Below are 19,760 nucleotides of genomic sequence, written 5' to 3' on the forward strand. Positions count from 1 at the left end.
GCTTGCCGCTCGGCCCCACCACGCGCCGGGGTCGAGCACCGATCCGCCCGGTTCGCTCAGCGCAGTTCCAGGCCGAGTTCCTTCTCCAGCACGGTCGCCTGTTCGGGCGTGGCGAGAACGAAGTAGCTCTCGTAGTTGGCGTCCCTGAGGCGCACGAACCGGACCCAGTAGAACCGGCGCGTGTCGTCGCCGGGGTCGGGATCGACGTGGCTGATGAACTCCACGATCGCCGCGTGGTCGAGGTAGTCATCCGACTGGTGCTCGGTCGGTTGGGTCACCACGACGCCGTTGCGGGCGAACTCCAGGACCTCGCCGTACTCCTCGTCCTCACGCAACCGGACGTCGGTGATGGTGACCGCGCCGTCGGTGAGTGCCGCGGCGTCTTCCAGGATGCCCGTGTAGCTCTCCTCCAGATCGTCGACGTCGTCGCCGTGGGCCGAGATCGCCACACCGAACGCTTCGAGCGTGTCGGGCACTTCATGGGGTGTCAACTCATTGTGTGCGAAGTCGGCGTACTCCGCGAGGACGCTGTCGACCTTCTCCCGAGACACCATGCCCATGCGCTGGAGGAGCGCCCCCACGTGTGCGTACGAGGACGGCCTGAACCAGAACAGCACGTCCCGCAGCCTGTCCTCCCGCTTCCCGTCCACCTCCTCCTCGAGGAGCAGCTCACGCAGGCACCCCAGCGGAATCGCCGCGCCCCCGACCCGCTTGTCCGGCTGATCCACGAACGGCACGTCGGTCCACACGCTCTCCCGGGAGCCCGGGGTCCCGGACCCGGCGTCAGGATCGAACGGGATGTACTGCCACACCGCCCCCTTGTTCCGCCGGATCACCTCGCCCGTGTACCAGCAGGCGCCCTGCACGAACGGCTCGTCCCGCGAGGCGTCGAATTCGTCCACCGTGGCGAACCGCTGTCTCACGACGGCTTCCAGCCAGTCCAACGTGTCGGGGTGGAAATTCCACCTCCACGCTCCACCGAACGCGTTCTCGGCCCAGGCGGAGAGTGTCTCCCTCCGCTCGGCCAGCCACGCCGTCAGCGCCGGATCCTCCGGAAGCGGTGCCCTGGGGTCCACGTGCGGCGTGTGCTCCTTGACCGGCTCCCACCCCGGAACCGCGTGCTGCCGCGCCGTCACGGCCTGCCGCAGCCGCTCGACCTCCTCGGCGAACGCGATCCCGGTGCGGACTCGGAGGGCGTACGAGATCAGTAACATCGGCGCGACGGGCGAGAGTTCCAGTTCCCGGTCCGGCCAGACGACAGGCTGCCCCGGGAGGTCGTCGACCGGCCGAGTGTTCCAGCCCCAAGCACCGCCCGCGATGCCGAGCAGGACTTCGCCGAGATAGGCCATCGCACTCTCCATGAACTCCGTCCGCTTCCCGGGGTCCTGGATGGAGTCGTAGTGCTCCAGCAGGCGCGCCTCCAGAGCGTCCAGCGACTTGGGGGAGTAGTCGAAGGGGAAATCCTCGGGAAGGAGCGCCTTCTCCAGGAGCAGCAGCTGATACGGCAGGTCGCCGATCCACTTCTGAAGCAGATGCTGCGGCGAGTTCTCCGGCTGTGTCTCAGGGACCATGCGGACACTGTAGGGGCGCACACTGACAGCGTCCGTTTCGGCAGGTGGTGAGCCGACGGGAGCCGAACTGCCCGGAGCACAGCCGCAGGCTGTCTGACCGAGGTCTTGTCCCAGTCCGTAGGGCAGACCCCGGAGCCGGCGATGACCTGCGCGGGATGCGGATGCAGCGGGAGATCAGCCTCCTCGTACCACCCCGCGACGGTCTCGAGCTCCTGTCGGGTGGCTTGCTTCCAGCCGTGCTCCTTCCCTGGCTCCGGACCTCCGAGATAATCACCGTCGCTGTGATCACCGGAACGACCGGAGGCCACCGTTCTCCTCGATCCATGACTTCGTGACCCGGGAGTCCGTGCTGCGGCTCCTGCGGTCCGGCAATGCGCAGAGCCTTGCCGCCCCGGGTGGCCACGTGGCGGGAAGCATCGGCCAACGCGGGTGGAGTCTGCCCATGCGGCGGCGGCTTCCGCCGCCCGGACGAGCCCTCCAGGCCAACACGCTGACGCTGCAGGGAAGTCGTGCAGTGCTGACGGCCACGGTATTCAGGAAGGGTTCTTAACCATCCTTCATCATAGCAAATGCCGCGAACCGGCCACCGCCGATCCTGCTGCGGTGACGCTCCCGCAGGTCCGGGGCCTGGCCGTCCACGGATCTGGCGCAGCGTCACAACCGGGGCCGGCGCTACCGAACGGACGGTCACGTCCGGCCCTTCGCAAGGTGGAGGACGCGCCGGAGGCCCGCTGGACCCCGTGCGTCCGGGTCGGCCGGGGCGCCGCTCATGTGGAGTCCAGGAGCACTGCCGGCGGCTCATCGGCCGACTCGGCCGCCCTGCTCCACTACGTATACCTATTACAGTGTTGAGGACTAAAGCCGTGAACTAGTGGAAATCCGGACAAAGTAAGCTAGCCGTGACCGCGTGACGCGCGTAGAGTCCCCACTGTCCCTTTCAACTCAGGCCTCCCGCCCCGCTTCACACGCACGGAGCCCCCTCATATGGACAATGTGTCCACCGCCGCTTCCGAAGGCGCAATAGAAACCCGCGGTATCGAGCCCGTTCCGGACCATGAACGGCACGGCCGGGTCCGCGAGCTCTTCCCGACCTGGGTCGCGGCCAACATCAGCGTGTTGCTGCTCACCATGGGCGCGGCCCTGGTGGTCTTCAACCAGCTGAACTTCTGGCAGGTCCTGATCGTCGCCGCGTGTGCCGCGCTCGCGTCGTTCGGCATGGTCGGGCTGTTGTCGGTCTCGGGCAAGTGGGGCGGCGCGCCGGGCGCGATGCTCTCCCGTGCGACCTTCGGTGTCCGCGGCAACCTCTTCCCGGGCTCGATCCTGTGGGTCGCCCGCTTCGGCTGGGAGACGATCAACGCGGTCACCGGTGCCTATGCCGTACTGACCGTCCTCGACCTGCTCTTCGGCATCAAGAGCAACCCCGTGCTCATCGTCGTCACGCTCTTCGTCTTCGTCGCCTGCACCTTCCTGGTGAGCGGCATGGGGCGCAAGGCGCTGAACGTGTGCAACAAGTGGTCGACGTACCTGTTCGGTGTCTTCAGCGTGCTGGTGCTCGGCTACCTCGTCGCCAACATGAACTGGGGCGAGGTCTTCGCCAAGCCCGCAGGCTCGACCGCGATGATGATCGCGGGCATCGGCACCATCGCGGCCGGCGGCATCAGCTGGGTTCCCACCGGCCCCGACTTCGCGCGCTACCTTCCGCACGCCGCCTCCGGCAAGAAGATCGTCGGTGTGACGGTCTCGGGTGCCGCCCTGGTGGTGGTCCCGATGGTGCTGATGGGCGGGGTCATGGCGGTGGCCACCCCGGACCTCGCCAAGGCGCAGGACCCGGTCTCCTTCCTCGGCGACATCCTGCCGACCTGGCTCGCCGTGCCGTATCTGCTCACCGCGATCGTGGGCATGCTGCTGATCAACAGCCTGTCGATGTACTCGGCCGGCTTCACCGCGCAGACCATGGGCGTCAAGCTGCCGCGCGCCATGGCCGTCAGCATCAACGCGGTGATCTCCCTGGTCGGCGGTCTGATGCTGATGCTGGTCGCGAAGAGCTTCCTCGGCTCCTTCATCACCTTCCTGGTCCTGCTCGCGGTCTCCTTCTCCGCCTGGATCGGCGTCTACACAGTCGACATGCTGCGCCGCCGCTCCCGCGCCGTGCGGTACGACGCGGACGGGCTGATGGACACCGGCCGCACCAGCCGCTACTGGTACGCCGGCGGCTTCTGCTGGCAGGCGATGACGGCCTGGGCGATCGCTCTCGTCGTGGGCATCTGCTTCACCAAGTGCGACTGGTTCTCCGGCCCGCTGGCCTCCACCCCGATCGGCACGTACGGGCTCGGCTGGGCGGCCACCATCGCCATCTCCGCGCTGATCATGGCCGTGCTCCCGGCACCGCGGGAGAACACCCCGGCAGCCCCCGCGACCGACCCGGTCACCACCGAGCACGAGAAGGTCGCCGCGTAAGCGCCCGCGACCCGCTGCTCCACCCGAGGTCCCCTCCGCCGTCCGACGGCGGAGGGGACCTTTTCTTCCGGTCCGGTCGCTCTCCTGCCTCGGCCCCGGTGGGACGGGTCGTCGGCTTCGCGCACACCTCCCCTCGGGTGGATCCGGGGGACCCAGCGTCGTGCCTGTGCGTAGTTCCATATGCTTTTCCACACAGTGGCCTCATGAGGCCCGTCACCCGCGTCGCTGCCGCCTTTCTCCTGGTCTGTCTGACCACCTCCACCGACCCCGTCGCGGAGCCTGACGCCCCGCCGGCCGCTCCGGCCGTCCCGCCCGGGGGAGCGCCGGTGGCCGTACCGTCCGCCCCGCCCGGAGCCGCCCCGGTGGCCGGCCCCCAGGCCCCGCCCGTCGCGCCGCCCGCCGCCCCGCCCGACACCGTCCCGGTGCGGGATCTCCCTCCGCCCGAGCCGGTCGCACCCGGCGTGGACTACCGGGAGTTAACCGTGCCGGGCTCCCAGGGCAGCGCACACATCCACCTGCTGACGGTGGATCTGCACCGCCCCGAGGTGCGGGTGGGCCTGCTGTACCCGGGAGCGGTCACCGCCAGAGCCACGGTGTCCTCGATGGCCGAGGAGCAGGGCGCGGTCGCCGCGATCAACGGTGACTTCTTCGACATGACCGAGGAGCAGCACCCCGGCATCGAGGCGACCGGCTCCACCTCGGGCCCCGTCGTCCTGGACGGGCGTCCGCTCAAGGGCGCGGTGCCGGACGGGCAGCGGTTCGGCTGGACACCACCGTCCGACGACTCCACCGAGGACGTCATCGGTGTCGGGCCGGACGGGACGGCCCGTACCGCCCGTCTCACCCTGCGAGGCCGCGTCCGCACCCCGAAGGGCGAGCTGCCGCTGGGCGGCCTCAACCAGTACGCCCTGCCGGTGGACTCGATCGGCGTCTTCACGCCCCAGTGGGGCGCGACCTCACGCGCCCGCGCCGTCTGCGGCACCGACGACGACCGGTCCGCGCCCTGCACCGGTGACACCTACGAGGTGACGGTCCGCCACGGCCAGGTCGTGTCGGTCTCCGACGCTCCGGGCCGAGGCGATATCCCGGCCGACACGGTCGTCCTGCTCGGACGTGAGGCCGGTGCCCAAGCGCTGCGCGACCTGGCACCCGGCACTCCGGCCGAGGTGGACTACAGCTTCGCGTCCAGTACGAAGGCGCCGTTCGCCTTCGCTCTGGGCAGTCGCCTGTTGGTCCGTGACCGTGTGGCCCTGCCCGACCTGGACACCGCCGTCGCCGAGCCCCGCACGGCCGTCGGCATCGCCTCGGGCGGACACGTCCTGCACCTCCTCTCCATGGACGGCCGCGAAGGCACCTCCAGCGGACTGACCGTCAGCGAACTCGCGGACGTCCTCCGCTCCCTGGGCTGCACCGAAGCCGCCTCCCTGGACGGTGGGGGATCCGCCACCCTGGCGACCCGCGACCGCACCAGCGGCCACGTCACCGTCCGCAACAACCTCAGCCGCGGCGAGGAACGATCCGTCCCCAACGGCATCGCCGTCTTCCCCCGCTGACGCGGCAGCAAAGGGGGCCCGGCGCCCAGAGGCAGAGAGCGAGCGGATCACCATGTCGGACCCGGTGACGGCCATCGCGGTGCTGAAGGCCAGGCCCGGCCGGGAGGACGAGGTGGGGGCAGAAGCCCGGCCGGTGATCGAACCCTAACCAGTGATCACGCCGCAGTATCACCCGCACCCGGGCCCCGCCGTGCGCTCCAACACGCCGCGCGGGCCCGCAGCTCCCGCAGCACGCCAACTCGCCGGTCGCCACCGGTTGGTGGAGCCGTCGGCCGCTACCGAGTGCCGCCCCCGGCGGATCGCGCGGGAGGCCTGACCTCCTGGACGTCGGAGGATTTCAGGAACGCGAGCCGGTGGTTGTAACGGATCGGGTAGTAGGTCTCCGTGCCGACCACCAGGGTCCGGTCGTCGGGCGCGTCGCCGTTGATGTTCTGGTCGTAGAAGAAGTCGCCGGGCTGTGGCGTGTCGTCGACGGCCGTATACGCCTGCCCCGCGGGGACGGTCGCGTTCAGTGCCACCACCGGGCGCGCCTTGATGGCGGGGTAGGGGCTGTACGCGGAGGCCTCGGGGAAGGCCCTGCCGTACACCGGGACGGAGTCGAGGCCGGGGCGCGGGGTCAGGACCGTCGGCCCGGCCGGGTTCGCAGGGTCGTCCGACCGGTCGGGCAGGGTCGGCGAGGTGGAACGCCTGTCCGTCCTGGCGGTGCGCCCGTTCGGGTTGAAGAACCAGCACTTCTGGCCGTCGTACCAGATTGCCGTCCAGTCGCCCTGCTGGTCGGCGACCACGTAGATGGCGCCGGTCACCGCCTTGTCGCTCCAGTCCTCGGCCTTGGTGGTGCCGCCGTTGACCAGTGGGGCGTCGGCGGCCGGCCGGGTGCGCAGATAGACGAAGTTCTCCGGCCGGGCTGCCACTTGGCTGACGGGAGGCTGGTTGGTCGCGTCGAAGGCCGGGGCGATGGTGACGGTGTCGCCGGCCTGCGGCGGGGCGTCGGTGCCGGGAGCGATCGGTGCCTTGAGCAGGTCCAGGTAGTGGGCCCAGTCCCAGAAGGTTCCCGGGTCCCAGTGCATACCGGCGGCGTCTGCCTGGGTCGGCGGGGGAACGTCGTCGTGACCGATGATGTGCTGACGGTCCAACGGGACGCCGAACCTTTCGGCAAGGTAGCGCACCAGCGCCGCCGAGGACTCGTAGAGCTGCTCGGAGTACCAGGTCGGTCGGTCCTTCGGAAGGGCGAAGCCCTCGTGTTCGATCCCGATGCTGTGCATGTTGACGGTCTTGTTGCCGGAGTGCCAGGCGATGTCCCGGGTGTGCACCAGCTGGGTGACGTGGCCGTCGTGGGCGCGTACGAGGTAGTGCGCGGTGGCCTGCTCGCGAGGGTTCTGGAAGGACGCGATCGCCCCGGCGTAGTCGCTCTCCGTGTCGTGGATGACGATGTAGCGGATCTTCTCGCCGTCCTCCGGCCGGTTGGCCGGGTTGTAGTTCCCGTAGGAGGTGGGATCGTTCGGGTCCGTCAGCGCGTATGCGGCGGGCGTGAAGTCGCACCCCAGACCGGCCGGGCACTCGACGCTCTCCCGCACGGCCCTGACCGGGACGGTTGCCGCAGGCCCGGCCACGACGAGCCCGGGGTCGGCGGGCAGGGTGACCCGTTGCCCCTCGGAGGTGGCGCGGGAGGCGCCCGCGCGCATGGTGGCGTACACCCGGTCCGCGAAGACGCGTCCGGCCGCCTCCCCGTCCTTCCCCGTCAGCCCGCCCCGCCCGAAACGGGCCACCGCGTCGTACCAGAGGCCGGGGTCGGCCGAGACGGGCGCGTCGGCGGCTCTCTGATACCGGGCCAGCAGGGCCGCACCACCGCGGATGTTCTGCGCGGTGTCGCTTCTGAGCTGCTCGGTGGGGCGGTGGATCAGTTCCGCTGCGTCGTCGAGCGTGTGCAGCGCGGGGGAGTCCACGAACGGGGCCGGCTCGGTGACGACGGACCGGTTGCGTCCCAGCGGCCCTCCCTCGCCCTGGCCGTCCGTCTCGCTACCGGAACGGCCGGCGGCGGAGGCGTTCTCGGCAGCGACATCGACCTGGGTCAGGCCGAACACTCCGTAGTTGCCCGTGGTGCTCGGCCGTCCCTGATGGGACTCCCAGCGGGTCTCCTGGTAGGCCAGCGCCAGCAGCACGCTCCGTGGGACTTCGAACTCCCGTGCAGCCAGGGTGAACTGTCGCTGCATCACCGCCGATGCAGCCGCCCCGGAACCGGCATCAGCCGCGGATCCCGGGCCGGTGTCGGCCGGCACGGCGAAGCCGGTCGCGCAGGCGGTGACCGTGGCGATCAGAGCTGTCGGCAGGCGCAGCCGACGGGCGGCGGCGGGCAGGGAAGGACGGTGGGCGGCCAACGAGGTCCTGGTCATCCGAGGACCGACAGCCGGGGAGCTGGTCATGGCTGACACTCTAGGTGACGACTTGTCACATCAGGTAACCGGCCGACCGGATGCCGTTCGGGCGGCAGGCGGCGGCAGCTCTCCGGATCGCGCTCGCCACCGGAGAACTCCGGTGCCCACAGCCCGGGCAGGGTCCGGCCCGGGGCCCTGCCGAAAGAGCCCGGTGTTCCACCGGGGGAAGCTGACGGTCCGTCCGGCCACTGTTCCAGGCGCAGCCCGGGTGCCTACGGAGAGCCGGGATCAGAACCCGAGCCGGTCAGTACGCGCCGGGCGCCAGCCGGTAACCGATGCCCCGTACGGTCTGGATGGCGCAGTCGGCCCCGGCCGCGTCGAGCTTGCGGCGCAGCGCCGCGATGTAGACCTCGACGATGTTCACGTCGCCGCGGAAGGCGGAGTCCCAGACGGCGTCCAGGATTTCGGTCTTCGGCACCGCCTGGTCCGGGCGCCGGGCCAGGGTCTCAAGAACCCCGAACTCCTTGACCGTCAGCCGTAGTTGGTTCTCGCCGACGGTACACCGCCGAGCCGCCGGGTCGATCCGCAGATCGCCGACGGTCAGCACGGTGGGCCGGCTCGCCGCACCGCGACGCAGCAGCGCACGCAGCCGGGCGGTCAGCACGACGTAGGAGAACGGCTTGCTGAGGAAGTCGTCGGCGCCGCAGTCCAGTGCCTCGGCCTCGTCGTACTCGCCGTTCTTGGCGGTGAGCATCAGGATCGGCACCGGGTTCTCGCTGCGGCGCAGTTCCTCGCAGACCCGGAACCCGTTGAGGCCGGGCAGCATCAGGTCGAGCACGACGGCGTAGTACTCCCCGGACTGCGCGAGCTCCAGGCCGCTCGGCCCGTCGCCGACCACGTCCACCGCGTACCCCTCGGCCCGCAGCCCCTGGCTGAGTGACTGTGCCAGCCGTTCTTCGTCCTCGACCATCAGAAGTCGCATCAGAACAGCATAGATCAATTGACGAACCCGACGGAGAGGGGCTGCCGGAAGTGCCGGGAACATCCGTTCTGAAAACATCTTCAGCTTGCCGAATCGGCCTCGCTGAATCAGCCTCGGGCCCTTTCGGATTGACGCCGGGTGAAATTCCTGCGGGTATATCCGGGCCTGAAACGTGAATGGCCGACATGCGGTTCCATGGCTGCCGACCACGCAGCCCCGGGCAGTTGACCGCAACCACCCGGGGGGCCGTGACAGCTCAGTCTCCCGGCCGCGCCGCCACGTGGTCGGTGAGCGTGTCGACCGCCGACAACGGGGCCGCCAGGTCGGCGGTCAGCGCATGGCGAGCCGCCAGCCAGGCCGGGTCGAGATAGCTCATCCATGCGGCTCCGGCATCGTCCTGCCAGACCAGTACCTTCAGCGGAAGGTCGATGGCGCTGAGCGGCGCGGCGACCATCGCGGGTGTGCCGCCCAAGGGGTTGCCGAAGATCAGCAACTTGGTGTCGCGGAGCACCAGCCCGACGTCCTCCGCCTCGCCGCTGTGGTCGATCAGGGAGAACACCCTGGCCCCTGCCGCCCGGACCGCCGTGGTGAGCCGTTCGACCGTCTCGCCGACGGGGTACGGACTGCGCTTGTGGACCACACCGGCGGTCGGGCGCGTCCCGGCCGGAGTCGCAGGGGGAGGTCCGCTCATGGTCTGCCTCCGGGGCGTTGGCGCTGGTTTTGACGTTGGCTCTGGCGTGCCGGTGCGGTGAAGGTGCTGCCGATGGCGGGGTGACGGAGCGTTCGTCCGTGCGCTGGCGGATGAAGCTCACGGGTCCGGCCTCCGCGGGCGACACCGCGCTCCAGTCTCGGTCCGATCGCCGCTGCCCCACGCACAGGGCCGGCTGGACGCGTGGAGAGCTCACCCGCATGGCGGCACCACTGGAGGGGGCCCGGGACACGCCGACCGCCCAGGCCCCGCCTGGTGGCTACTGCGCTGGGCGGAGCTCGGGCAGCGAAGCGGCGGTCCGATGCTGCCTGAACGGACAGCTGCCCTCCTACCGCTGCTTTCCTTCGGCCCGCAAGAGCGGCAGCCGACTGTGATCCGCGGAGGATGCGGCCTCGCCTACCGGGCGGAGGGCGAGGTGAGATTTCACTGAACTGCGGACAGAGCCCTGAATCCGGCCCACCCCGGGCTTCAGGGCGGCCAGGTCTGCTCGCCTTGCGTCCCCACCAGAGCGGGGGGCCGTGACGCCGACTCCCATCCTCGGCGCGCAGTTGACGGTGCGGTTCGCGAAATTCCTTGGCGCGGCAGCTTCTTGGGCTGCTGAAATGAGGGCATGAGCCTCTTGCCTACCGACGGGACCGACGTCGTTGTACCGGTCCTCGTCCGTGATCTGACGCCCGCGGATCTGCCGGCGTGCACATGGTCCGGTTCCGCCGTCCATCTGGGCCAGGTGGCAAAGGAGTTGGAGCGCGCGGCGTCCGGCGAGGTGGACTACCTGGCGGTCTGCACAGCGGTCGACCTTCCCGTGGCCATCGGCGGCGTCGACTACCAGGTCACGTCCGGAGCGGGCACACTGTGGCAGCTCGCGGTGCTTCCGGCGCTGCAGTCGTGCGGCCTCGGCTCTCTGCTCGTCCGGGCCGCGGAAGATCGCATCCGGTCGCGCGGGATCCTGCGGGCCGAACTCGGTGTCGAGGAGAGCAATCCGCGGGCCCGCGCGGTGTACGAGCGGCTCGGATACGTGGCCTACGACAGGCAGCCCGACGCATGGGACGTGCAGGCACCGGACGGTTCGATCCACAGGTACGAGACCATGTGCACGCTGATGCGCAAGGACTTGTCGTAAGGAGGGCGTCGGCGTGGCTTAGGAGAGGAGCATCGGCAGCTTGCGCATGTCGTCGAACACCACGGTGTTGGGGCCTTCGAGCCACTGCGCGGGGGTCAGCCCGCCGGCATAGCCGAGCGACCGCATGCCGGCCGCGCGGGCTGCCTGGACCCCGTACTTGCTGTCTTCGACGACGATGCAGGCCGAGGGGTCGACACCCATCCGCTGGGCCGCGTATAGGAAGAGATCAGGGGCGGGCTTGCCGTGAGCGACCTCACTGGCACTGAAGATGCGGCCCTCGAAGTACTGGTGGATCCCGGTGCGGCCAAGGGTGTGGCGCATCTTGTCGTGACTGCCGCTCGACGCCACACAGGTGGGAAGCACGATGGCGTCGAGCGCTTCGCGAATGCCGTCGACCGGGGTCAGTTCGGCATCGACTGCCTCACGGTGGAGCTGCTCGAACCTCTCCTGCCAGGCGGCGGCTCGACTCGACCCCAGCCGAGTGGCGATCTGCTCGCCCAGTGCACCGCCGCGTTCGACCAGACGACCGGCGTCGGCACCTATGTGGCCATGGAGTCCTTCGAAGGCTCGCTGCACGGCCGGAACGGCGCCTTCAACTTCGCACACCCGGCGACGACCTCAGGCAGCGACCGTACCGCCGAGTTCTTCGTCATCGCGCCCTCACGCGGGACCGGAGAGCCGGCCGGGATCGCCGGTGCCGGTGGGATGACGGTCGACGCCGACGGCACGCACCGGATCTGGTTCGACTACGAGATCGGCTGAGGGTCCGCACCGGCGTTCCCGGAGGCGGGGGGCCCGTCTGCGGCAGCGCCGGTGGCTCCGGTGGCCGCGGTCGACGCTCGGACGTCGTGGAAGTGCGGGCGCTGTTTCACCCGGGCGTTGTGTCACTCGGGTGCTGTCCAACCGGGCGATGTTCCACCGTGATGTCGAGTACTCGGTGGTCGAGAGGTGGCTTCTGCTCCCAGACTCTGCGCTGTTCGAGATGGACCGTGGCCCGTCCGGGGTGGAGAGCGTCGAGGACTGCCAGTTCGTCGACGCTGGCGCCGATCGGTCTGCCGGCGATCTCCGAGGCGGGGGCGGTGGTGACGGAGACGGCGAGCGCGTTGGAGTCTCCTTCCACACGGGAGGTCCAGGTGTAGCCGGCGGTGCCTCGGCCGGGCAGGCGCACGACGTAGCGCTCGCCTGTCCGGAGCCTGATCGCGGTGCTCTGTTCGCTCATGCCTTCTGCCCGTCCTGACAGCCGGGGCGGTGCCTGACCGCCCCGGCAGGGGATGCGGCTCCCTCGGGATGGACCGCGGGTCAGGCCGGGCCGATCAGAACTCCCTCGTTCCAGCCCGTGCTGTCGCGCCAGTAGTGCTGGAGCTGCCCGTCGTTGCGCAGGACGACGACCTCGAGATCGAATCCGAAGCTGCTCTCCAGCAGCCCGGCGACCGCGGCGACGTCGTGCCCGAAGGTCGCGCTGTGGTACCAGCTCATGTCGCCCTGGTTGTCGCGCCACCAGTGCTGCACCTGACCACCTGCGGCGACGCACAGCTCGAAGTTGCCGACGGCGTCCTCCGTGCTCATGCCGTACTGGCCCTGGATCATGACCGGGGGAGTGTCGATGCCGCTGCCGAAGACGGGACCGGGGTTCCAGACCATTCCACCGTCGTTGTCCCGCCACCAGTGCTGCATCTGGCCGTTGTTGAGGACGCAGACGAGCTCGAAGTTGCGGTGATTGGTGCCGTTGCCGCCTTCGATGAGGTTGCCGTTGTGCAGGCGACGCTTGGTCCACGGATCGGGGTTGGTGGCGAGGACACCGTACTTGGCATTGGTGTCGATGTTCACCTCGCCGTATCCGATCCGTACGTAGCCGCTGTCTCCCCAGTTCTTGCCCCAGGAGTTCTTGGCGATCCAGCAGTTGTCCACGTCGCTGTAGCCGACGATGGCCACGCAGTGCCCGCCCCGGTAGGTCCCGGTCGTGTGGTGGTAGACGCCCGAGCTGTAGGCGTCGAAGTCGGTGTAGACGTCGAAGCAGGCCTCGATCGGGCCCACGGTGTCCAGCCAGAGCTTCTGGTCGTCGGTGCTTCCGAGCGCCTGGTAGTCGTCGATCTTCACCGTGCGCCCTTCGCGGTCGGGCGTCGGCTGGTAGACCGGGTCGTCGGTGCGGTAGGGCCAGCATGCCGGGTCGCAGATTCCGTTGGCTTTGATCCAGTTGAGGTAGGTGTCCGGCCAGGAGCCGTCCGGGCACTTCAGCCCGAGCCCGTGTTGCTTGTCGGGTGGCTCTCCAGCACCGGAGCCAGGCGCACCGGGGGTACCTCCGAGGCCGGCTGCAGCCGCTCGGGCGCCCCGACGCCGAGCGGGTGCTCGACGACGGTGTCGCTGTCCCGAGGCGTGGGAAGCGCCTGCCAACGGGCGTTGGTCTCTCGGAGAACACGGCGGATCTCGCCATACGTGGCCATACTGGCTCCTCTTCGGGGGTCTCGTGGCTGCGCACGAGCAATCCAGGGCCGCGCCCTTCTGCCAGGTGGCAGCTCTTCGTCCGGGCGGGCCGGGAGGCCGGAGTCCTGCTGCGGCATCCAGTCATTGAGCGTATTTGCGGATGATTAGCTCCGGAGTATCGCAAATGGGTGAAAATATTAAAGTACGTGTCTGATCTTGATTTCTTGTGGCCGCCTGCCACGCGTCCACTGTTGACCGTGTGCATGCTGAATGCCTCGTGTGCGCCGATCGACCTCACGTCTGCTGACGGGTCGTCGCTGACGGCGAACCGGCCTTCGCGTGCTCCTGAACTCGCCGAAGAGGTGGGGAGTCGGCGCGAAGGCCATGGCTGGAACAACTGCCCCGCACATCCGTTGTATGCGTGTACGGCCAAGCACTGCCAAGCACTGCCAAGCAGAGCCGAGCGCGGTCGTCCACGGCCTCCGTGGCCGTCGACGGCAGAGGTCTCGGCCCGACCGGGAGGACAACCCGTGATCGTAGTAACCGGAGCAAGCGGCAACATCGGACGTGGCCTCGTCGGCCAACTCCTGGCGGAGGGTGCGCAGGTACGCGCCCTGACGCGCAACCCCGAGCGTGCCGGGCTGCCGGAGGCGGCCGAGTCCGTCCGGGCCGACCTGACCGACTCCGTATCCCTCGAACGTGCTTTCCAGGGCGCCGAATCGCTGTATCTCAACCTCGCGGCGGGCGGCAGCACCGTGGTGGGCCAGGTCGTCGACGCCGCCGTCAAGGCGGGCATTCGCCGTGTCGTCCTCAACTCCTCGCTGTCGGTGACCGACACCCCCGCCGACGACGAGGGATTCATCTCCCGGATGCACGTCCTGGCCGAGCGCGCGATCCGCGCCTCCGGGTTGGAGTGGACCTTCGTGCGCGGCGGGATGTACGCCACCAACACGCTCCAGTGGGCCGAGGGCATCAGGGCCGCCGGCGCGGTCCACGGCCCGTATCCGGAGGCGGTCGCCGCGCCCGTCCACGAGGCCGACCTGGCCGCTGTCACCGCCCGCGCCCTGCTGGACCGCAGTGGCGCCCACCTCGGTACCGCTCCCTACGTCACAGGACCGCAGGCGGTGACCCAGGCCGGACAGGTCGCCGCGATCGGGCGCGCCATCGGGCGCGAGCTCCGTTTCGAGACGGTCTCCCCGGAGGCGGCCGCCGAAGCGATGGCCGCTCCGGGCTTCCCCAAGGAGGCCGCCCTCCAGCTCATCGGCTACCTCGGCGCGTCGGTCGGAACCGAGCCCCTGATCACCGACGAGGTCCAGCGCATCACCGGACGCCCGGCCCGCACCTTCGAGGACTGGGCCCGCGACCACGCGGACGACTTCCGCTGACGCTCCGTCAACCGGCGGGGCCCGCCGCGCCTCAGGCCGGCGGGCCCCGTCATCGCCTCGGACCGGAGGCCCGGATCGGGGTGCGGCGCGGGCCTGCCCAGGATGGATGGTCGTGATCACCCACCGGGAGGACGGATACGAGATCTCGGCCGATCCGGACCGCCAGGCACCCCGGCTCGGCCGGGACACCTGGCTCACGGCCACTGCTCGCAGCAGCCGTGCGGGAGATGGCAGGCGCGGCCGGATCAGCCTTCGGCGATCTCGCGGACCTCGGAGGTGACGGTCCAGTGCTCCGGGTGGATCTGGAGGAAGCGCTTGGTCCACTCCAGAGCCTCGGCCTTGTCCTTCGCCCGGAGGATGGCGTAACCGCCGACGACCTCCTTGGTCTCGGTGAAGGGCCCGTCGGCGTAGCTGAGCCTGCCGCCGGACCAGGTGACCCGGGTGCCCTCGGAGGTCGGGGTGAGGGCGGCCGTCTCCAGCATGACCCCGGTCTTGGTGATCTCCTCGAACAGTGCGCCCATCCGCTCCGCGAACTCGGGGCCGGGATCGTCGGTGGGGGCGTTCTGCTCGTCGATGCGGATCAAAGTCAGGTAACGCGGCATGGTGACTCCTCGGTCGGGAGAGCTGGGACTTTCCCCGCCTCTCACCCTTGCGTCGAACGGGAGACGGCCGGATCGACGGCCCCCACGGAATTCTTCTGAGAATCTTCCGGGGCGGCCACCAGTGCGGTGAGCTGGTGGGCGGGCCGGCGGGCCGGGCCTATCGCCCGACCGGCATGGTGATGAAGCCCAGGGCGGCGACCAGCATGACGCCGGGGGCGACAGCCGAAACGAGACCGCGTCCGCCTCGCGGCACGAAGCGGACGACGGGCCACTGGAGTACCACGAGTACGACGGCCGCCGTGATGGCCGACTCCGAGAACGAGTACTGCGCGGAGGCCTGCGGACAGCCCGTCGACGTGCAGGGGTCGAAGGCCATGGCCGCGAATCCCGAGATGACGCGGACGACGGGGTAGAGCAGGATCGTCAGAACCGTCGACACCAGCGGCGCCCGCCACCGGGAACCGCTCGGGGCCGAGGTGTCGGGCAGCTTGCTTCGAGAGTTCGTCATACGGCGATCCTGTCCGCCGGCGAGGTCCGGCGCATCCGCCCCCGTACTCAGGGACGCCGGGACGACGTACTCATTCGCCCGCTCCCACGGCCGGGTCCTTGATCGCCTGCGACCGCTGGGCTCGTCCGGTCTGCCGTCCCCGGCCGGTCGCGCGCAGGTGAGGGCGAGGGGCATCTGCGCGAGGTCACGGCATCGGGGCGGCTCGGTCGTTCACGCGGCTGGGCGCAGCCGGCGGCGGTACTGGCCCGGCGGTAGGCCGTGGGTGCGTTTGAAGGCCTTGGCGAACGCGAACTCCGAGCCGTAGCCGACCAGTTCGCCGACTGCCCCGAGCGCAGTGTCCGACTCGCGCAGCAGCGTGGCCGCGGTGGTCATCCGCCAGCGGGTGAGGTAGGCGAGCGGGGGTTCGCCGACCAGTGCGGTGAATCGGCGGGCGAAGGCGGCGCGGGACAGGCCGACGCGATCGCCGAGGTCCTCCACCGTCCAGCGGCGGCCCGGGTCGCTGTGGATCGCGCGCAGCGCGGGCGCGATGGCGGGGTCGGTCAACGCGGCGGCCCAGCCCGCCTTCGCGTCGGCGGGCTGGTCGTCGTACCAGGCGCGCAGGATGTAGAGCAGCAGCAGGTCGATCAGCTCGGCGACGATCCCTTCGGAGCCTGGCCGGGGCTGCTCGACCTCCGCGCCGAGCATGTCGATCGCGTAGCGCAGCGCCTGGTGGCGGCTGCGGTGCGGGGACAGGTGGATCACCTCGGGCAGCGCGGCGAGCAGCGGGTGCGGCTGTTCCTGGTCGAGGTGGTAGGCGCCGCAGAGCAGGGATGTGCGGGGCCCGGGGCCGTCCACCGTGATCTGCCCGATGGGGGAGGAGGGATCGGCCCGCTCCGGTGCGAACTCGACGACGGGGGAGCCGGGGTTGTCGGTCAGGATGTGCTCCGCGCCGTTGCGCAGGAACACGATGTCACCAGGGCTCAACGGAATTGACGAGCCGTCAGGTGTGATGAGCCAGCAGGTGCCCGACATGACCACGTGGAAGCCGGTGCCCTTGCCTTCGGGGAAGCGCAGGCCCCAGGGCGCCCGGCACTCGGTGCGGGCGGAGCGCGGCCGGCCGGTCCGCATGGAGGCGACCACCTCGGTGAGGATGTCCATAGGGCGAGTCTAGGGCCATGACGGGCGAATGGGGAGGCTATAGCGAGACGATGAGACATTAATCAGAGATTCTTGGCCATTCATCGTCTCTCTGTGGCTCTCTATCGTTGGTTCCAGAGGCGGTCGGCAGCAGCCGGACCGCAGTCGGAAGGAGCAACCAGTCATGCGAGTCGTCACCCAGCAAGCCTTCGGAGCGCCCGAGGTCCTCCAGGTGGCCGAGGCCGCGAAGCCCGAGCCGCTGCCCAGCGAAGTCCTGGTCCGGGTGCACGCCAGCGGGGTGAACCCGGTCGACGCCTACGTCCGCGCGGGCGCATTCCCCTTGCTCGGTGAGCCGCCTTTCGTGCTCGGCTGGGACGTCTCCGGTGTGGTCGAGGAGGTGGTGCCCGGGGTCACCCGGTTCGCCGTCGGCGACGAGGTCTACGGCATGCCGTTCTTCCCGCGCGCAGCGGGCGGGTACGGCGAGTACGTCGCGGCACCCTCGCGCCAGTTCGCCCGCAAGCCCGAGGGGTTGGACCATGTGCAGGCCGCCGCGCTGCCGCTGGCCGGACTGACGGCATGGCAGGGACTGGTGGATGCCGCAGGTCTGGCGGAGGGCCAGCGAGTGCTGATCCACGGTGGCGGTGGCGGTGTCGGCCACCTGGCGGTGCAGATCGCCAAGGCGCGCGGCGCGGAGGTCTACACCACGGCCAGTGCGGCCAAGCGCGACTTCGTCCGCGAGCTCGGTGCGGACCACGTGCTCGACTACCGGACCACCGACTTCGCCGAGGAGCTCCGCGACCTCGACGTCGTCCTCGACACCATCGGCAACGGCTACGGCGAGCGCTCGCTGCGTACCCTGCGGGGCGGTGGTGCGCTGGTCACCATCGTGCAGCGTACCGACGCCGAACTCGCCGCCCGTACCGCAGCGGAGGGCAAGCGCTTCGCCGGCGTCACGGTGGAGCCGGACCACGTCGGCCTGGAGGCGCTGACCGGGCTGGTCGAGACCGGCCGCCTGCGACCCTACGTCGAGCACGTGCTGCCGCTGGAACAGGCCGCCAAGGCGCATGCGCTGGTCGAGTCGGGCCGCACCCAGGGCAAGATCGTGCTGACCGTCTGAACCGGACGCCGGACGGCGGCTCGGAGAGTGCCCCGAGGGGCGCGGTCCCGGGCCGCTCTCCGGGATCCGCCGGAGGAGTTGCTGTTTCCGCGGTGAGTGCCGGCAGATGCGAGTGGGGCAGTGAAGTAAGGCCCTGGCCGGAGCTGTTGGGCTTCCCACTGGTGAAGTCCAAGATCATCCGCCAGAATGGCGGCGGCCGGAGTCCCGGCCTCCATTTCTTCGCGCCCCGGGGGATCCCGCATGTCCGATCAAGCTGCGCCTGCGCCTGCGCCCGCCCGCAGAGGCTCCGCCAACCTGGTCGGCTGGCTGACCACTGTCGTCTTCAACGTCGTCGCGCCGATCGTGATCTACGGTCAGCTGAAGGACCACGGGTGCAGCGAGTTCACCGCGATCCTGCTCTCCGGCCTCGGTCCGGTGATCGACATAGCCATCTACCTGGCCTGGCACCGGCGGGTGGACGAGTTCGCGATCCTCTCGCTGGTCTTCGTGGCGCTCAGCCTGGTGATCTCACTCATCGGGCCGCACGATGCCAAACTGCTGCTGGCCAAGGACTCCTTCGTCACCGGTCTGCTCGGCGTGGTCTATCTCGCCACCCTGGCGATGCCCCGCCCGCTGATGTTCTACTTCGGTCGCAAGTTCGCCACCGACGGCACGCCGCAGATGATCGAGTGGTGGAACGGGATGTGGCAGTACGAGGGCTTCCGCCGGGTGCAGCGCAACCTGACCATCGGCTGGGGCGTGGCGTTCATCGCCGAGGCGGCGATCCGGATCGCCCTCGTGTACAGCCTCTCGGACGGCACCATGGTCACGGTCAACAACGTCCTGCCGTACGCGGTCATCGGCGGCCTGGTCTACTGGACGATCACCTACAGCAAGCGGGCCGGCGCCAAGGGTGCGGCGAGGCTGGCCGCGGCGCAACAGGCCGCGAGCGCTGAAGCTGCACAGATGTAGACCACTGCGGACGGACGGTGTCGGGCACGAAGCTCGGCGCCGTCCGTCCGCCCGGTCGGATCGGGCTCTTCTTGCTGATCACCGGTCCCGGCAGTTGGCCGGCCTGGTCGGGGAGTTACGGGAGGCCCTTCGCGACCGGGCCAGCGTGATCGTCGTCCCGCGGATGCATCTGGCGCACCTCGATGTCGAGGACCGGGGTGTGCTGCTCTACTGCCTGGCCGTGGGCCTGGGATACCCCACGGGTACCGATCCCCGGCAGAACCAGGTCGTGTGGCCGGTGACCGCCCGGGCGAAGAACGGCGAATACTTCGCCACCTACTCGGAGTTGGACTCCGAGGCCGCCTACCACACCGACGCGCAGTACTACCCGGACCCGGAGCGGTACTTCCTGCTCTACGCGGTGTGGTCCGCCCGTTGCGGAGGGGGCGAGAGCCGGCTCCGGACCAACGACCACATCATGGAGCACCTGAGTGCCAGCGGCGAGGGCCGCCGGGCGCTCAGGGTACTGCGGGCCCTGGACGTTCCCTTCAGGATTCCGACCGTCTACACCGGCAGCGGCAGAGCCGAGGAGAAGAAGTACACGCTCGCGCCCGTCATAGGGGAGAAGAACACGCTGCGCTGGCGGAAGGACACGGTCGAAAAGGGCCTTGCCGAACGCCCCGAATACGACCACCCGGATCTGCGCGACTCCCTCAGGACGCTTGAGACGGCACTGGCGGAGGCACCGCACGAAGTCCGGTTGACCCTGGGCGACGACAGTCTCGTACTGGTCGACAATCACCGGGCGGTGCACGCGCGTACGGCGTTCACCGATCACCAGCGCCATCTTCTGCGCATCCGGTTCCACGACCGTCAGCACGTACGCTGATCTGCCCTCTGAGGTAATTCGTTCGGCG

At 69.7% G+C, this 19,760-nt stretch carries 18 protein-coding genes and 1 pseudogene; 8 read left to right on the forward strand and 11 right to left on the reverse strand.

What is annotated here, in order from left to right:
* Window positions 1-56: 56 nt before the first annotated feature.
* On the reverse strand, window positions 57-1,571 hold the full coding sequence (locus tag P3T39_RS17090) for a hypothetical protein (RefSeq protein WP_280698517.1): 1,515 nt from the start codon (window positions 1,569-1,571) through the stop codon (window positions 57-59).
* A 984-nt stretch (window positions 1,572-2,555) separates the two neighbouring features.
* Between P3T39_RS17090 and P3T39_RS17095 the strand changes: the two genes are divergently transcribed.
* Together P3T39_RS17095 and P3T39_RS17100 are read left to right on the forward strand one after the other, a co-directional pair.
* Window positions 2,556-4,028, forward strand: coding sequence for a cytosine permease (locus P3T39_RS17095; protein ID WP_280698518.1), 1,473 nt, complete (start codon window positions 2,556-2,558; stop codon window positions 4,026-4,028).
* A 203-nt stretch (window positions 4,029-4,231) separates the two neighbouring features.
* Window positions 4,232-5,581 (forward strand): phosphodiester glycosidase family protein, encoded by a 1,350-nt coding sequence (locus tag P3T39_RS17100; RefSeq protein ID WP_280698519.1) that lies wholly within the window; start codon window positions 4,232-4,234, stop codon window positions 5,579-5,581.
* Between the two features lie 275 nt (window positions 5,582-5,856).
* On the opposite strand, the gene P3T39_RS17105 is transcribed toward P3T39_RS17100, so the two are convergent.
* The 3 genes from P3T39_RS17105 to P3T39_RS17115 form a co-directional block, all read right to left on the reverse strand.
* Window positions 5,857-8,001 carry an N-acetylmuramoyl-L-alanine amidase gene (locus tag P3T39_RS17105; protein ID WP_280698520.1) on the reverse strand — a complete coding sequence of 715 codons (2,145 nt, stop codon included), beginning with the start codon at window positions 7,999-8,001 and terminating at the stop codon, window positions 5,857-5,859.
* Window positions 8,002-8,257: 256 nt separating this feature from the next.
* Entirely contained in the window at window positions 8,258-8,935 is a 678-nt protein-coding gene (locus P3T39_RS17110) for a response regulator transcription factor (protein ID WP_280698521.1), read from the reverse strand.
* A 256-nt stretch (window positions 8,936-9,191) separates the two neighbouring features.
* Complete coding sequence (locus P3T39_RS17115; RefSeq protein WP_280698522.1) at window positions 9,192-9,626, reverse strand: DUF302 domain-containing protein; 435 nt, start codon at window positions 9,624-9,626, stop codon at window positions 9,192-9,194.
* A gap of 628 nt (window positions 9,627-10,254) precedes the next feature.
* On the opposite strand from P3T39_RS17115, the gene P3T39_RS17120 reads away from it, so the two are divergent.
* A complete protein-coding gene (locus P3T39_RS17120; protein WP_280698523.1) occupies window positions 10,255-10,764 on the forward strand; it encodes a GNAT family N-acetyltransferase in 510 nt (169 codons plus the stop codon).
* An 18-nt stretch (window positions 10,765-10,782) separates the two neighbouring features.
* Here the strand turns inward: P3T39_RS17120 and P3T39_RS17125 are convergent, their stop codons facing one another.
* Window positions 10,783-11,286 carry an HAD family hydrolase gene (locus P3T39_RS17125; protein WP_280698572.1) on the reverse strand — a complete coding sequence of 168 codons (504 nt, stop codon included), beginning with the start codon at window positions 11,284-11,286 and terminating at the stop codon, window positions 10,783-10,785.
* On the opposite strand from P3T39_RS17125, the pseudogene P3T39_RS17130 reads away from it, so the two are divergent.
* Window positions 11,269-11,526: pseudogene (locus P3T39_RS17130) on the forward strand (DUF3224 domain-containing protein); the annotation flags it as partial. The gene P3T39_RS17125 and the pseudogene P3T39_RS17130 sit on opposite strands and share 18 nt — an antisense overlap.
* Before the next feature lie 106 nt (window positions 11,527-11,632).
* On the opposite strand, the gene P3T39_RS17135 reads toward P3T39_RS17130, so the two are convergent.
* The 3 genes from P3T39_RS17135 to P3T39_RS17145 all read right to left on the reverse strand — a co-directional run bounded on the left by P3T39_RS17135 (window position 11,633) and on the right by P3T39_RS17145 (window position 13,205).
* Entirely contained in the window at window positions 11,633-11,983 is a 351-nt protein-coding gene (locus P3T39_RS17135) for a protease inhibitor I42 family protein (RefSeq protein ID WP_280698524.1), read from the reverse strand.
* An 80-nt stretch (window positions 11,984-12,063) separates the two neighbouring features.
* Entirely contained in the window at window positions 12,064-12,999 is a 936-nt protein-coding gene (locus P3T39_RS17140) for a C1 family peptidase (protein WP_280698573.1), read from the reverse strand.
* Window positions 12,996-13,205, reverse strand: coding sequence for a hypothetical protein (locus P3T39_RS17145; protein WP_280698575.1), 210 nt, complete (start codon window positions 13,203-13,205; stop codon window positions 12,996-12,998). The genes P3T39_RS17140 and P3T39_RS17145 overlap by 4 nt, the downstream gene beginning before the upstream one ends.
* Window positions 13,206-13,715: 510 nt before the next feature.
* Between P3T39_RS17145 and P3T39_RS17150 the strand changes: the two genes are divergently transcribed.
* Entirely contained in the window at window positions 13,716-14,570 is an 855-nt protein-coding gene (locus tag P3T39_RS17150) for an NAD(P)H-binding protein (protein ID WP_280698525.1), read from the forward strand.
* A 245-nt stretch (window positions 14,571-14,815) separates the two neighbouring features.
* Here the strand turns inward: P3T39_RS17150 and P3T39_RS17155 are convergent, their stop codons facing one another.
* The 3 genes from P3T39_RS17155 to P3T39_RS17165 all read right to left on the reverse strand — a co-directional run bounded on the left by P3T39_RS17155 (window position 14,816) and on the right by P3T39_RS17165 (window position 16,817).
* A complete protein-coding gene (locus tag P3T39_RS17155; RefSeq protein WP_280698526.1) occupies window positions 14,816-15,172 on the reverse strand; it encodes a YciI family protein in 357 nt (118 codons plus the stop codon).
* A gap of 157 nt (window positions 15,173-15,329) precedes the next feature.
* A complete protein-coding gene (locus P3T39_RS17160) occupies window positions 15,330-15,680 on the reverse strand; it encodes a hypothetical protein (RefSeq protein WP_280698527.1) in 351 nt (116 codons plus the stop codon).
* 210 nt (window positions 15,681-15,890) lie between these two features.
* Complete coding sequence (locus P3T39_RS17165; protein WP_280698528.1) at window positions 15,891-16,817, reverse strand: AraC family transcriptional regulator; 927 nt, start codon at window positions 16,815-16,817, stop codon at window positions 15,891-15,893.
* A 163-nt stretch (window positions 16,818-16,980) separates the two neighbouring features.
* Between P3T39_RS17165 and P3T39_RS17170 the strand changes: the two genes are divergently transcribed.
* The 3 genes from P3T39_RS17170 (at window position 16,981) to P3T39_RS17180 (ending at window position 19,732) form a co-directional block, all read left to right on the forward strand.
* A complete protein-coding gene (locus P3T39_RS17170) occupies window positions 16,981-17,913 on the forward strand; it encodes an NADP-dependent oxidoreductase (protein ID WP_280698529.1) in 933 nt (310 codons plus the stop codon).
* Between the two features lie 240 nt (window positions 17,914-18,153).
* The gene (locus tag P3T39_RS17175; RefSeq protein ID WP_280698530.1) at window positions 18,154-18,864 is read left to right on the forward strand and encodes a VC0807 family protein; all 711 of its coding nucleotides are present in this window, start codon (window positions 18,154-18,156) and stop codon (window positions 18,862-18,864) included.
* Complete coding sequence (locus tag P3T39_RS17180) at window positions 18,806-19,732, forward strand: TauD/TfdA family dioxygenase (RefSeq protein ID WP_280698531.1); 927 nt, start codon at window positions 18,806-18,808, stop codon at window positions 19,730-19,732. Before P3T39_RS17175 ends, P3T39_RS17180 begins: the two co-directional genes overlap by 59 nt.
* Window positions 19,733-19,760 lie beyond the last annotated feature (28 nt).

The organism is Kitasatospora sp. GP82 (assembly GCF_029892105.1).
Lineage (GTDB): Bacteria > Actinomycetota > Actinomycetes > Streptomycetales > Streptomycetaceae > Kitasatospora.